Source organism: Larkinella bovis (genome assembly GCF_042655385.1).
Lineage (GTDB): Bacteria > Bacteroidota > Bacteroidia > Cytophagales > Spirosomataceae > Larkinella > Larkinella bovis.
The window spans coordinates 209,665-224,539 of the sequence record NZ_JBHSMA010000004.1; the positions used below are offsets into that span (position 1 = coordinate 209,665).

Here is a 14,875-nt window from a genome sequence, read left to right on the forward strand (position 1 = left end):
TCTACACTTTTGAATAATTCGGCAGCGAAACCGCCTGATTCTTTAACAACTGGTCGGCATTCAACAGCAGCAAGGCCGTGAACTGCAAACCCAGAATGATGATCGCCAGTGTTAAGTGAACTGGCTGGGCAGCCGCCGGAACCGCAAAATACGCCAGCAGGAGCCCCGTCAGGATTTCGATCACCACCAGGGCAACCAGGGCATTGGTCAGCCGGAAAAGGATACCCTTTCCCGTTGAATAGTTTCGTAACTGGTAAAGGACGGCCAGTTGAAACGCAAAAATGATCAGCGAAAACGATCGGTGAACATAAAAGGTGTAATCCAGACTGTCAATCCACCGCTCCCGCTCACTATACCCAATCCGCTGGACAACTTCATCGATGGCTTCGCGCACCTGCGTTCCGATCAGCACCTGTAGCAGCGACAGAACCAGGGCCCAAATCAACACCCGGTTTACCACCGTTTTCTTTCTCCGGCCCGTTTCAATCGCTAGATGGCCGGTATAGGAAACCGCCATGACGTAGAGCAGGGCGAAAACTACCAGAATGGCCAGCAGCATGTGAAGCGTTACCAGATAGGGTGCTAACTCCGTCGCCACGACGCGGGACCCCAGCCAACCGTTCAGGCCAATTAGAATGAAAGACAGCAGACTACCGTAAAAAACGCGTTTATCCTTCCGAAGGTAAGGAATGGAAACGACCAGTAAAGAAAAGACCAGCAGACCCGAAAACGCACCCAGTAAGCGATTAACGTACTCAATCCAGGTTTTGACCGCGTTGAACTCAATCTCCCCTTTTAGCTTGGCTCCGTATACTTCCTGATAATTGGGCGGAAGTTGCGACACATCCGTCGGCGGAACCCAGCTTCCAAAACACTTCGGCCAATCGGGACAACCCATTCCGGAACCCGTGCTTCTGACAATTCCACCCGCCAGGATCACCAGGTAAATGGTGATGACGGTCAGGAGCGCCAGGCGCCGGAACAGGTATTCTCGTTTATTAATGTGGCTGCTTGAACTGGTCATTATAATTCTGTGCCTCAATCTCTTTCTCCAGGGCAATCATGGCATTTTCGTGCGGCAGATTCGATTCCGGCGTTTGAGAATAAGGAACATTCTGCGGGATGAAGTCGTCGTTCGCACCCGGTTTGCTGTAGTCATACGCCCAACGATACACCGCCGGAATTTCACCCGGCCAGTTGCCGTGGCCCGGATGCAGCGGAGTCGTCCACTCGAGCGTGTTGGATTTCCACGGGTTCAGCGGTGCGATCTTCCCTTTGAAAATGCTATAGAAGAAGTTCCAGATAAAGATGAACTGTGCGCTGAACGTCAGAATCGCAGCAATACTCACGAGCATGTTCAGGTCACCAAACGTGCGGAAAGCTTCGTATGTCGTGAAAGAGTAGTACCGACGCGGAAAACCGGCGATACCAATGTAGTGCATCGGGAAAAATACCAGATAAATTCCGGCGAACGTAAACCAGAAGTGAATATACCCCAGCGTCTTGTTCATCATCCGGCCGAAGAATTTCGGGAACCAGTGATACACCCCCGCCAGGAAGCCGAAGGCCGAAGCCGCTCCCATTACCAGGTGGAAGTGAGCAACTACGAAATAGGTATCATGCAGCTGAATATCCAGGGCACTGTTTCCGAGAATAATCCCCGTCAAACCACCGGAGATAAAGAACGATACCAGTCCAATCGAGAACAACATGGCCGGTGTAAACACGATGTTTCCGCGCCACAGGGTGGTGATGTAGTTGAAGGCTTTCACCGCGGATGGAACCGCAATAATCAGCGTCAGGAACATAAAGATCGAGCCCAGGAACGGATTCATACCCGTTACGAACATGTGGTGTGCCCATACGATAAAGGCCAGGAAGGCAATACCGATCATGGAAGCAATCATGGCCCGGTAACCAAAGATCGGTTTGCGGGAGTTCGTCGCAATGATTTCAGACGTAATCCCCAACGCCGGGAGAAGTACGATATACACTTCCGGGTGACCCAGGAACCAGAACAGGTGCTGGAACAGAATCGGGCTACCACCAATGTTCGGCAGCGCTTCACCACCAATGTAAATTTCTGAGAGGTAGAAACTGGTTCCCATGCTCCGGTCGAAAATCAGCAGCAGAGCCGCCGACAATAAAACCGGGAAGGAAATCAGCCCCAGGATAGCCGTCAGCAGGAACGCCCAGATCGTCAGCGGCATTTTGCTGAAGGACATCCCGCGCGTCCGCAGGTTAATGACCGTCGTAATGTAGTTAATGCCACCGAGTAACTGCGAAACAATGAAAATGGCCATACTCATCAACCAGAGCGTCATCCCCAGGCCTGAACCCGACATGGCTTGCGGCAGCGCGCTCAACGGCGGATAAATCACCCAACCACCCGATGCCGGTCCTGTTTCGATGAATAGGGAAATAAACATCAGTAAGCTCGACAGGAAGAAGAACCAGTAGGAAAGCATGTTTAGAAAACCGGACGCCATATCGCGGGCACCTACCTGCAGGGGAATCAGGAAGTTACTAAACGTACCACTCAAACCAGCCGTCAACACGAAGAACACCATGATAGTCCCGTGCATGGTCACCAGCGCCAGGTAGAATTCAGGGTCAAGTTTACCCGATTCATCGATCCAGCCGCCCAAAATCGGACGCAACCATTCCAGCTTCATGTCTGGGAAACCCAGTTGCAACCGGAAGATAATAGACAATGATGCACCAATAACCGCCCAGAAGATACCGGAAAACATGTACTGTTTTGCGATTACCTTGTGGTCTTCGGAGAAGATATACTTCCGCCAGAAAGGGAGTTCTTCGTGGTGATCATGTTCTTCAACATGTGCCATATCTAAATAGGTATTAAGGTCTCTTAACTTGAGTTAATTGGTTATCGCAATGAGGCACTCGGGGCCCCTCCAGCTCCTTCTGCAGCCGGGGCAGCCGTGCTGTCGGCCGGGGTTTCAGCCGAATCTGTCGGTACGTATTTGGCGGCTTTAGCTTTCAGCTTTTCCGGTACGCGAGCCAGGTAATCCGGGTTATTGGTCAACCACGGTTTTTGTTTGGCGACCCACTCCTTGTACGAATCTTCATCATCGACAACCAGCGTAGTCCGCATCGAAAAGTGACCTTTTCCACAAACTTCTGCACAGGCGATTTCGTATTTGAAGTTCTGATTACCCGTTTCGTTCCGCATTTCAGCCGTTGTCTTGTCGGCAATGAACCAGAAGCGGGTCGGCATGCCCGGTACAGCGTCCATTTTCACCCGCATGTGCGGAATGAAAACGCTGTGTAGCACGTCTTTCGCCCGGATTTTCAACAGGACCGGCCGGTTAACCGGGATGTGCATCTCCGACGAAACCGTAAAATCATCAAAGGACGCTTCATCCTCCAGATCGATTCCCAGGCTATTATTGGCGTCGATCAGTTTATAGTTGTAGTTACCCAGTTTGTTGTTATCAACGCCCGGATACCGCATTTCCCAGTTGAATTGCTTCCCAACGATCTCGATAGCCAGGGCATCTTCGGGCGCATCTTTGGTAATGTCCCGCCAGGCTCTCCAACCCGTGAAAACCAGCACGGCCATCACCACCGCCGGAATAACCGTCCAGATCAGCTCCAGTTTGTGGTTTTCCGGATAGTAGGTTGCCTTATGGTTTTTACGGTACTGGTACTTATACGCAAAGAAAAACAGCAGCGCATTTGTCACGACAAAAGCCACCGTGATAATCGCCATAACCAGCCAGAAAAGACCGTCTGTATGCCGTCCGTGTGGAGAAGAAGCTTCGGGCAGGAAGTAGTTCGAAGCATGGATAAAGGACCAGGCTACGGCAATAGCACCTACCACAAAAAAGATTGGAAATAAAACCGCATTCACACGATTACCGGTTCCAATGCGTTCAATTTCCTCGGTCGTATCACCACCATTGACACCTTTTAAGACAGAGGTCAATCGCGTCAGTACCAGAATAGCCAGTACCAGAAATACCAACGACAAAAGTCCTACAACGTAAACCATAACAAGCTGAGAATAATATGAATATAAAAGTACTGGTTCTTAAATATCGTGATGCAACGATTCTTCCAACATCGGGTGATTTTTCGGAATCAGGTTTGCTTTCGTCAATTGCGTCGATACCGACCAGATGAACGCGCAGGCAAAGATCAGGATCATTCCGAATTCAATCGGTCCCCATCCACCGTGTTCGCCGACTGCCCCCGGCATGATGTTGTTATAGAAGTCGAAATAGTGACCAACAATAATGCCCCAGCAAGCGATTTTCAGAATAATCGGCGTCCGCTTCGCATCCCGCGTCATCAGCACCAGGAAAGGAAAGACAAAGCACAGGAACAGGTTCACAAAGAATGGCGCCTGATAAATACCGCCGTGGCCGCTGAAACGCTCCCGGTAATAGATGGTTTCTTCCGGTAAGTTGGCGTAGTAGATCAGCATGAATTGTGCAAACCACACGTAGGCCCAAAAGATGCTGAACGCAAACATGAATTTACCCAAGTCGTGCAGGTGGCTCGCGTTAACCGCTTTCAGCAGCCCTTTTTCTTTCAGACTGACAACGATCAGGGTAATGACGGCCAGACCCGTTACGTGCCAGCTGGCCAGCGTATACCAGCCAAACATGGTACTGAACCAGTGGGTATCGATGGACATCACAAAATCCCAGGCGGAGGTTGAAGACGTTACCGCAAAAATCACGAGAAAAGCCGTCCCGTACTTGATGCTCTTTTCGTAGTATTCGGTTCCGCCTTCCAGGTCTTCCTGGAGCGAAAATTTCCGAACAACTCGCCATAAACCGTACCAGGCCGCAAAATAAAGCACCATCCGAATCAGGAAGAACGGTGTGTTCAGGAAGCCTTTCTTACCGGCAATGATCGGGTCGTATTCCGGTCCTCCTACTTCATACAAGCCTTCGTGCGTCCAGTGGAAGAGATCATGGCCGGCAACGAAGAACGTAATCAGCATAATAACACCCGTTACCGGTAAAAAGGCCGGTAAGGCTTCCGGAATGCGTTTGAACACCGCCGACCAACCAGCCTGCGCCAGGTAGTTGTAGGCAATAAAGAACATACCGATAACGGCTACACCCGTGAAGTAAATGCTGTTCAACCAGACATTCGCCCACAGACGGGTTGTCCATTTATAATGGTGTTCGCCGGCCGCAGCAGCGCCATGAGCCGCTTCATGCCCGTGAGCAGCAGCCCCATGAGCGGCATCAGCGTGTTCGTGTCCGCCAATACCTTTGGCAGCCAGAAAAGCACCGATCCCAACCAGTACCACCCCGGCAACGATCCCGATCGTCAGGTTCCGTTTGCTTTCGGCTGTAAATTCAAATTGTTCGTCAAGCGACGGGATTGAATGTGTATGAGCCATTCTTTTTTGAACTATAATGATTCTTCAATTGACTTGCCTGGAACTAACCGCCTGTTTGCAGTTTCCGAACGTAATGCACAATCTTCCACCGGTCTTCGGGGGTAATCTGCGAACCGTGCGGCCACATCCGGTTTCTTCCGTACGTGATCACGTGGAAAATATGCCCTTCCTTCATGCCGGACATCGAGGAATAATTGGGCACCCCTTTGTACTGGGCCGCAACCAATCCATCGCCTTTACCGGTTTCACCGTGGCAATGCTGACAGAAACGGGTGTAATACTCTTTCCCTTCGGCCAGTGTTTTTTCGGTTAAAGGAATCGGATTTACCAGAACTCGATCCGCAATTTCAATGCTGTCTGCCGGGATGTTGTAAATCATCAGATCACGGGCAGTGCTATCACCAAACTTCGTATTGTAATTCCGACGGGATACCGTCCCTTTGACGGGCAGCCACAAAGCCGTACCCTTGGTACCTTTTTCTGTATAGGGAGTTTTGAACCCTTCTTCCTGTTTGTATGGCTCATAACCAACGGGTTCGTACATATTCGGGGCAAATGTCGTACCCGGATTGTCGTGACCCCGCTTGCAGGCGGTTATCGTTAGCATGGCGGCTGCCATCACCAGAAGAGAGCGGTTCAGTCGCGTAAACTTCATGTGTCGTCAGTCGGATTAAAATTGTTTTACATTTACTTCTGCCGCCCCGGAAGCCCGCAAAACCGTCGCAATTTCTGCTTCCGATTTGTTGTTCTTACCCAGGTCGATGGCCATCACAAACTTATTATCCGTGCTGCGAAGATCGAACATTAGCGGTTTTGTCGTGGGGCCTAAGCCATTGGATACCAGAAACGTACCCACCATCCCAAGGGCCGTAAAGAGTACGGTAAACTCAAACATGACCGGGATGTAAGCGGGATAGGCGTAATGGTCTTTGCCACCAATAATCATCGGCCAATCGTGGCCCATGGTGTAATACGTCAGGGCGACCATGCAAAGGAAACCGGTCAAACCAAACAGGAAGGCAGCAATACCGATGCGGGTACGCGGATGACCCAGGGCTACATCCAGCCCGTGAATTGGAAATGGGGTGTATACTTCGTGAATCCGCACACCCGCGCTTTTAACTTCGGTAACGGCTTTCAGAACGACTTCATCGTCGTCGTAAACGCCTACCAGAAATTTTGCGCTATCGTTATGATGAGACATGCTATAATGAAATTTTGAACCGGTTACTTTGAGTAATTACCTTCGAAAGATTCGCTTACTCGGCGTTTTTATTGAATGACGGACTGGTAACACGCTCTCCTTTGGCAACCCCCGATACCGAAGCCGGTAATTTTTCGGAGGCCGACCGGATGATGGCTTTTACCTCGAACATGTTGATCACCGGCAGGAATTTGGCAAACAACAGGAACAGCGTAAAGAACAGACCGAAGGAGAAAATATAGTCACCGATATCGAACATCGTCGGGGAAAACATCGCCCAGCTCGACGGCAGGTAATCGCGGTGCAGCGAGGTAACGATAATCACAAACCGCTCGAACCACATTCCAATGTTTACAATGACCGACAGCACGAACGTCCAGGTAATGCTCCGGCGGATCCGGCGAGACCAGAACAGCTGCGGAGAGATTACGTTACAGGTCATCATCGCCCAGTAGGCCCACCAGTACGGACCCAACATCCGGTTCAGGAACGCATACCGTTCGTATTCGACCCCCGAATACCAGGCAATAAAGAATTCCGTGATATAGGCCACACCCACAATCGAACCGGTCAGGGTGATGATTTTGTTCATCGACTCGATGTGCTCAAACGTAATGTAGTCTTCCAGTTTAAAAACTACCCGCGTGATCAGCATCAGGTTCTGCACCATGGCAAAACCAGAGAAGATCGCACCGGCTACGAAGTAAGGCGGGAAGATGGTCGTGTGCCAGCCCGGAATCACCGAGGTAGCAAAGTCAAAGGATACAATCGTGTGAACCGAGAGTACCAGCGGAGTCGAAATACCGGCCAGAATCAAGCTGATGTATTCGTAGCGGGCCCAGGTTTTGGCACCACCGTTCCAGCCCAGGGAGAAGGCTCCGTAAATATAGCGTGATACTTTGCTCGTAGCGCGGTCGCGGATCGTGGCCAGATCAGGCACCAGACCCATGTACCAGAAAACCAGGGATACGGTAAAGTACGTACTGATGGCGAATACGTCCCAAACCAGCGGAGAGTTGAAGTTTACCCACAACGAACCGAAGGCGTTCGGCAGCGGCAGCGCCCAGTAGGCCAGCCAGGGGCGACCCATGTGCATCAGAATAAAGCTGGCCGCGCAGATAACGGCGAAGATCGTCATGGCTTCAGCCGCCCGGTTGATCGACGTCCGGTATTTCATCCGGAACAACAACAGAATGGCCGAGATCAGCGTACCGGCGTGACCGATACCGACCCACCATACGAAGTTGGTAATGTCCCAGGCCCAGCCGACGGTTTTATTCAACCCCCAGACACCCAAGCCTTCCCACCAGGTCCAGAAGACACAGCAGGTACCGTAAATCAAGACGACGAAAGAAATGATAAAAGCGATGGTCCACGCGCGGGTCGGTTTCCCTTCCACCTGCTTGCAGATGTCTTCCGTCACGTCGGCATATGTCTTACCCCCGGTTACCAGTGGGTTTCTTACGGGTGATGTAACGTGCATGGTTATTTTTTTTAATGCTAATTGTTAACGAACTAGAAATACACAATCAGAGATGAATTACTCGGCCTGGTGTTCAGCAGTGGCTGCCACGGGTTTCGCTTCTTCATCTTTATTCCGGATTTTGGTGAGGTACGAAATCTGCGGTCTAACGTTGATTTCTTCCAGCACCTGGAAGGCCCGGCCATCGTGTTCTTCTTTCAACAGTTTGGAAATCGTGCTTTCCGGATCGTTCATATCACCAAAGACGATACCACCGGTGGGGCAGGCCTGCGCACAGGCAACCTGAATCTCATCCGGTTTTGGTCTTCTGCGTTCTTTTTTGGCAGTCAGTTTACCTTCCTGAATCCGCTGGACGCAGAATGAGCATTTCTCGATTACCCCGCGTGAACGAACCGTTACATCCGGGTTGATGACCATCTTCCCGAGGTCGTTGTTGTAGTGATAATCGAAGTTATCGTTATCGAAATACTTGAACCAGTTGAACCGGCGGACTTTATACGGACAGTTGTTGGCGCAGTAACGCGTTCCGACACAACGGTTGTACGCCATCTGGTTGAGTCCTTCCGTGCTGTGGGTCGTGGCCAAAACCGGACATACCGTTTCACAGGGCGCATTCGAGCAGTGCTGGCACAGCATCGGCTGGAATACCACTTCCGGATTGGCCGAAGCAATTTCAAGGCCTTTGCGATCTTCCGGCTCGGCATCGCTGCTGTAGTAGCGGTCGATCCGAATCCAGTGCATCTCGCGCCGGTTGATCACTTCCTGACGGCCTACGACCGGGATATTATTTTCAGCCTGGCAACCGATGACGCAAGCCCCGCAACCCGTACAGGAATTCAGGTCGATCACCATGCCCCACGAGTGGTTGGGCTTTTCGTATCCTTGCCAGAGCGTAATATCGTTCGGAGCAACCGGCCCCTCAGCCGTAATGACTTTGGGCATGAACCGACCCGCTTTGGAGTCTTTTTTATACGCAGCTAAAACCGTTTCCTGAATAACCGCCCGACGGCCCATCACGGTGTCGTGCGTCTGGGTCTGCGCAATGGTCCGCGAACCACCGGCCTTGGCGATTTTTACATCCAAAGCACTGAACAACAGGGTGTCACCGGAAACAGTAGCCAGCGGGTAAACGTTTTTACCAACCCCATCGGCAGATTTACCAGCCTTTTCACGACCGTAACCAATGGCGATCGAAACCGTTCCATCGGCCTGTCCGGGCTGAATCAGGACCGGCAATTCAACGGCGGGCTTGCCCGCTACTTCAACCGTTACCAGATCGTGCTGCTGAACGCCCAGTTCACTGGCGGTTTTCTGCGACAGACAGGCGTAATTGTCCCAGCAAGCTTTGGAAACCGGATCGGGCAACTCCTGTAACCAGGGGTTGTTCGCCAAAGCGCCCGTTCCAACGCCAATTTTTTCGTAAAGGGCTAATTCAAAACCGCCGGTGCCGGGTTTGTAGCGTTGAGCAATTCCTGCGGCAGCTGTTGCAACGGCTCCGGCATTGAAGGTTCCGGCCGAACCGGCCGTCGTATTTTTGACTTCAATAACGCCGTCGTGCAGGGATTGAATCCAGAATTGGTCGAACGACAAGCCACTTCCAGCCTGCGGATAAACCGTCGACCGCCAGTAGCTTTTGATAAACGCGTCGTAATTCGGATTCAGACCGGCCCACTTCAACAGGGAAGATTGGGGCTGACGAGTTTTGAAAATGGTATTGATCGTCGGCTGCGTCAGGCTGTAATAACCCGGTTTTGGCGACGCATCATCCCAGGATTCGAGGTAATGAGAAGCCGGGCAAATGTATTTACAGAGGGAAGCCGTTTCGTCGGACCGATCCGCAAACGAAACCGACAAGCCGATTTTGGGCAACGCTTCTTTCAGTTCGGCACCGCGCGGGTGATCATAAACCGGGTTGGCTGCGTAGAAAATAACGCCCTGTACGCGACCCGCCTTCGCATCATTGATGAAGGCATTCATGGCGACATCGTTCCCCTGCCGGTAATTAACCGGACGCGCCAGGTCGATGGTTACGCCGTAGCTCCCCAGCAGGTTATTCAAGGCGTTGACGATTACCTGAACGTTCGGATCATTCGAACCCGAAACAACCAGGGCAGCCCCCCGTGAAGCAGCCAGTTCGTTGGCAGCTTTGTCCAGATACGGAACGTCGATGGAAGCGGTGCTAACGGGTGTTCCCCCCAATTTAGCTGCCACCTTATTATAGAGAGCGGCCACCACCAGTCCTTCCTGCGACGGTTTGATCGGCGTCCGGTAGTCGGCGTTGGAACCCGTCATCGACAAGCCAGTCTCAAACTGGTAATGCCGCGACATTTCTTTCTTGTTCCCGGCGTTGGCACCCACTTTCCGGGTTGAAATGTATTGATCCGTATATTCCAGTGGTGCAATCCAGCTCCCCAGGAAATCGGCACCAATACTAACGATCGTTTTGGCTTTGCTGAAGTCGTACGAAGGAACAACCGCCTGACCGAACGATGCCTGATTGGCCTGAACCAACCCGGATACCGAATGGGCATCGTACTGAATATGCGTTGCGGTCGGGTATTTGGCAATAAAAGCGGCAATGACGGATTTGGTCGAGGGACTCAGCAGCGTAGATGAAACGATGCGAATTGCACCACCACGTTGCAACTGCGCCTGAATTTCCTGATCAATCGTGCCCCACTCGCTATCGGCTTCGCCTTTTTTCGGGCCTTTTAGTTTATCGTTGTCATACAACGACAAAACCGATGCCTGAACCCGGGCTGATGTACCGCCCTTGGTCAAGCTCGATGAGGTATTTCCTTCAATTTTAATGGGCCGACCTTCGCGGGTTTTTACCAAAACCGGGACATAATCCCCGCCTTCGCTGTAGGTCGATGCGTAGTAGTCGGCAATCCCCGGAAACGTATTTTCCGGTTTATTAATATAAGGTATTGCCTTGTGAACCGGCGTTTCGCAGGCAGCCAGTGTAACGGCGGCCATCCCGAAACCCAATACTTTTAAGAAATCACGGCGGTCACTGCCGATCCCGTCGACAATGCTACCGGATTCGGTCGATTTATTAATATCGGTGTCGGAGAACTCTTTGTACGCATTTTTGACAAATGATTCGTCGTTCCGTAGTTCTTCCAGGCCCCTCCAATACCGTTTATTTGTACTTTCCATACAGTCCTTATGATTCGTTCAACTGTTTTGTGGGATTCGATGTGATTAATAATGGCACTTTGAACACTCGAGGCCACCAATATTAGCCACACGCAACGGTTCTTTGCTTCCCTTTTTATGGAGGGCTACTAATTTATCGTAGTAGGCATTATCCTTCGTAGCAACTTCGGTTTTCCGGTGGCAGTCAATACACCAACCCATCGTCAGGGACGAGCGCTGCTCCATCACTTCCATTTTTTCAACCTCGCCATGGCAGGTCTGGCACTGTACCTGACCTACGTTCGTATGTTGCGCGTGATTGAAGTAGGCCAGATCCGGCAGGTTATGAACCCGTACCCATTCGATGGGCGTATCGGTTTCAATCGCCTTATAGATCTTCTGGATTTCCGGAGACTCCCGTTTAATCTCACCGTGGCAGTTCATACAAATGTTTGCCGACGGTATGGTAGCAATCTTGCCTTTGTAAACGCTCGTATGGCAATAGTTACAGTTAACCTGGTATTGACCGGCGTGCAGTTTGTGCGAGAAAGCAATGGGTTGTTTCGGAGCGTAACCCTGTGAAATACCGACACCGTAGAGTCCGTCGAATGTCTGCTTAAGCACGACAAACACGAACAGCCACAGCACTATGGAGCGCAGAATATTATTACTGGCGACCGCAGAAAGACTGGTTTTCAACCGTTCAGAGAATGATTTGGTCTGACCGGCCTCGTCGCCCGTCGGTCCAACGGCTTTCGACAAAATAGTTACCAGAGCCAGCAGAACCACCAACACCAAAACCATCACCACCAGCAACGCCACCAAGACGACAATAAACAGACCTGACGGACTGTCACTGCTCGCGGCAGCGGGCGCGGCACCAGCAGCAGCACCTGCCGCTGCATCTGGTGCCGGGGCAGCATTAGCCGCTTCAACGTGCGCCAGGATGTTCTTGATGTCGTCGTCCGACAAATCCGGGAAGCTCTGCATGACCAGCGGCTGGTATTTCGCGTACAGGGCGGTTGCGTAGGCATCCCCACTGGAAATAACGGCCTGTGGATTTTTAATCCACTTGATCAGCCAGGCTTCGTCGCGCCGGCTTTTGATTCCTTTCAGACCCGGACCGATTACTTTTTCGTCCGTTACGGCGTGACACTGCTGGCACAAAGTCGAGAATAACTCTTTTCCTTTTGCCGCGTCTCCACCGGCAGCCGCGGCATCCTGGGCCATCGACTGGTAGCTCCCAAACAGTAATGTCAGTACAATTGTTAGTGTACTTATTACCCGTCGAGAACACATTTTAAGCATTGATAAACCGATAAAATCAGTATGCATACCTACTAATTATTTTCCATTAACGCACAAAAGTAGTACAGGAACGGTTTTAATCAAACACTTGCGGTTTGATATTTCTCCCCGCAATTTTATTTATACTTTGTCTAAGTAACTCCTTTTTCCTGAACAATTCTGCTCCCGAACTGGCTTTTAAGGACTAAAATTAATCTAAAAAAAATACCATCCGGTCCAGCTTTGCAGCGCTACGGATGGTATTATACTATAGGATATACTGTATCTGATCAGATACGTAGGAAGAGGTCCCGAGCGGGTTCGAACCGCTGTAAAAGGTTTTGCAGACCTCTGCCTAGCCACTCGGCCACAGGACCCTTTTGCTTCGGAAGTAAGGAATGGAAACGATGAGGAATTTTACGTAAAACCGCTACACCTATTTCAATTCCTTATTTCCTCCGCGCTTTATCGTGCCGCAAACTTACTACAAAATTCATTCCAGCGTGTTGGGCACGTTAAAAATTTCAGAAACTTATTCTCCTTTTGCCGAACGGCCTTCCATCTGCTCTTTCAGGGCAGCCAGTGCATCGAGGTCACCCAGCGTAGCCCGCTCGGGTTCTTTGCTGGCGGTTGGCGTTTTAGCCGCAGCCTGGCGTTTCTCGGGTTTCCGATCTTCGCCTTTCTCCTGCCACGTTTTGGTGTGTGACAACATAATGCGTTTTTCGTCTTTCGAGAATTCCAGCACTTTGAACTCCAGCGTTTCACCGACATCCGCCCACGAACCATCTTCTTTTTGCAGACTCTTCAGGGCTGCAAAACCTTCGATACCGTAAGGCAGTTCGAGCGTCGCCAGTTTATCGTTTTTCGACAGGATCGTTGACCGGTGAACAGAGCCCGGCACGAATACGTCTTCGAACGTATCCCAGGGATTCTCTTCCAGTTGTTTATGACCCAATGCCAGACGACGGTTTTCAACATCCAGTTCCAGAACGACTACTTCCAGTTCTTCGCCTACTTTAATAAAGTCGGACGGATGTTTGATTTTTTTCGTCCACGACAGATCGGATACGTGTACCAGACCGTCGATGCCTTCTTCCAGTTCGAGGAACAGGCCGAAATTGGTCAGGTTCCGAACCACGCCTTTGTGTTTCGTCCCTACGGCGTATTTCTCAACCAGTTCCGTACGTGACCAGGGATCCGCCGTCAGTTGTTTGATACCCAGTGACATCTTGCGGTCGTTGCGATCCAGCGTCAGCACTACGGCTTCTACTTCATCGCCCACTTTCAGGAAGTCCTGCGGATTGCGGAGGTGTTGCGACCACGACATCTCAGATACGTGGATCAAGCCTTCCACACCCGGCATGATTTCGAGGAAGGCACCGTAATCAGCCACATTTACAATCCGGCCTTTTACTTTCGAACCAACCTGAATCGTTTCTTCCAGCGAATCCCACGGGTGTGCCTGCAGCTGCTTCATACCCAGTGAAATCCGTTTTTTGTCTTCGTCGAAGTCCAGTACCACCACGTTGACTTTCTGGTCGAGGTGCAGCAGCTCGGACGGGTGGCTGATGCGACCCCAGGAAATATCCGTGATGTGCAACAGACCATCGACGCCCCCGAGGTCGATGAAGACCCCGAAGTTGGTCATATTCTTGATTACCCCTTCCAGCACCTGACCTTTTTGCAGGTTGTTCAGGATTTGCTGACGTTGGGCTTCCAGATCTTTCTCGATCAGGACTTTGTGGGAAACCACTACGTTATCGTTCGCGTAGTTGATTTTCACCACTTTCACTTCCATTTTCTTGCCGACAAATACGTCGAAGTCACGGATCGGCTTCACGTCGATCTGCGAACCGGGCAAGAACGCTTCAATGCTATAAATATCGACAATCAGACCACCCTTGGTCCGGCGTTTCACGAAGCCTTCGATCACCAGATCTTCGTCCAGGGCACGCTGAATTTTCTGCCATGCCGTAATGACTTTGGCCTTCTTGCGCGACAACACCAGTTGACCGTTCGGGTCTTCCTGATTTTCTACGTATACCTCAACTTCATCACCAATTTTCAGATCGGGCAGATCACGGAATTCCGAAGCGGGAACCAGACCATCCGATTTGAAACCAATGTTCAAAATAATTTCCCGGTCGGTAATACCGACAACGGTTCCGATCACTACTTCTTTCTCATTTACTTGCGCCAGAGTGTTATCGTACAGCTCGGCCAGGCGGTTGCGTTCTTCCGCTGAGTAGCCGCTGCCAAAACCCCGGTTGTCTGCCTTATCCCAATCAAAATCCGGCAGTGTTTGCGTTTTGCTCATAAAAGTTTGGTTGTGGCCCATTTATACATCAGCCCCCGGACCTTCCTGGCTGACTTT

The 14,875-nt window shown here is 51.0% G+C and carries 10 protein-coding genes and 1 tRNA gene; all 11 read right to left on the reverse strand.

The genetic code is table 11. The features are described 5' to 3' along the window. Position 1 precedes the first annotated feature (1 nt). The 11 genes from ACFPMF_RS14790 to rpsA all read right to left on the reverse strand — a co-directional run bounded on the left by ACFPMF_RS14790 (position 2) and on the right by rpsA (position 14,818). Positions 2–1,024 (reverse strand): COX15/CtaA family protein, encoded by a 1,023-nt coding sequence (locus ACFPMF_RS14790; protein WP_379846337.1) that lies wholly within the window; start codon positions 1,022–1,024, stop codon positions 2–4. Continuing rightward, a complete protein-coding gene (locus ACFPMF_RS14795; protein WP_379846339.1) occupies positions 999–2,849 on the reverse strand; it encodes a cytochrome c oxidase subunit I in 1,851 nt (616 codons plus the stop codon). The genes ACFPMF_RS14790 and ACFPMF_RS14795 overlap by 26 nt, the downstream gene beginning before the upstream one ends. 41 nt (positions 2,850–2,890) lie before the next feature. Further along, positions 2,891–4,018, reverse strand: a complete 1,128-nt coding sequence (coxB, locus tag ACFPMF_RS14800) for a cytochrome c oxidase subunit II (protein ID WP_379846341.1) — start codon at positions 4,016–4,018, stop codon at positions 2,891–2,893. A gap of 39 nt (positions 4,019–4,057) precedes the next feature. Continuing rightward, positions 4,058–5,386 (reverse strand): quinol:cytochrome C oxidoreductase, encoded by a 1,329-nt coding sequence (locus ACFPMF_RS14805; RefSeq protein WP_379846343.1) that lies wholly within the window; start codon positions 5,384–5,386, stop codon positions 4,058–4,060. Positions 5,387–5,429: 43 nt separating this feature from the next. Continuing rightward, positions 5,430–6,041, reverse strand: coding sequence for a c-type cytochrome (locus ACFPMF_RS14810; protein WP_379846345.1), 612 nt, complete (start codon positions 6,039–6,041; stop codon positions 5,430–5,432). Between the two features lie 15 nt (positions 6,042–6,056). Continuing rightward, complete coding sequence (locus tag ACFPMF_RS14815; protein ID WP_379846347.1) at positions 6,057–6,590, reverse strand: DUF3341 domain-containing protein; 534 nt, start codon at positions 6,588–6,590, stop codon at positions 6,057–6,059. Between the two features lie 55 nt (positions 6,591–6,645). After that, positions 6,646–8,073, reverse strand: a complete 1,428-nt coding sequence (gene nrfD, locus ACFPMF_RS14820; protein ID WP_379846349.1) for an NrfD/PsrC family molybdoenzyme membrane anchor subunit — start codon at positions 8,071–8,073, stop codon at positions 6,646–6,648. Positions 8,074–8,130: 57 nt separating this feature from the next. After that, complete coding sequence (locus tag ACFPMF_RS14825) at positions 8,131–11,235, reverse strand: TAT-variant-translocated molybdopterin oxidoreductase (protein WP_379846351.1); 3,105 nt, start codon at positions 11,233–11,235, stop codon at positions 8,131–8,133. A gap of 45 nt (positions 11,236–11,280) precedes the next feature. Then, entirely contained in the window at positions 11,281–12,444 is a 1,164-nt protein-coding gene (locus ACFPMF_RS14830) for a cytochrome c3 family protein (RefSeq protein ID WP_379846353.1), read from the reverse strand. 363 nt (positions 12,445–12,807) lie between these two features. Further along, positions 12,808–12,878: transfer RNA gene (locus ACFPMF_RS14835), tRNA-Cys, on the reverse strand. 155 nt (positions 12,879–13,033) lie between these two features. After that, complete coding sequence (rpsA, locus tag ACFPMF_RS14840) at positions 13,034–14,818, reverse strand: 30S ribosomal protein S1 (RefSeq protein WP_379846355.1); 1,785 nt, start codon at positions 14,816–14,818, stop codon at positions 13,034–13,036. Positions 14,819–14,875: the final 57 nt, after the last annotated feature.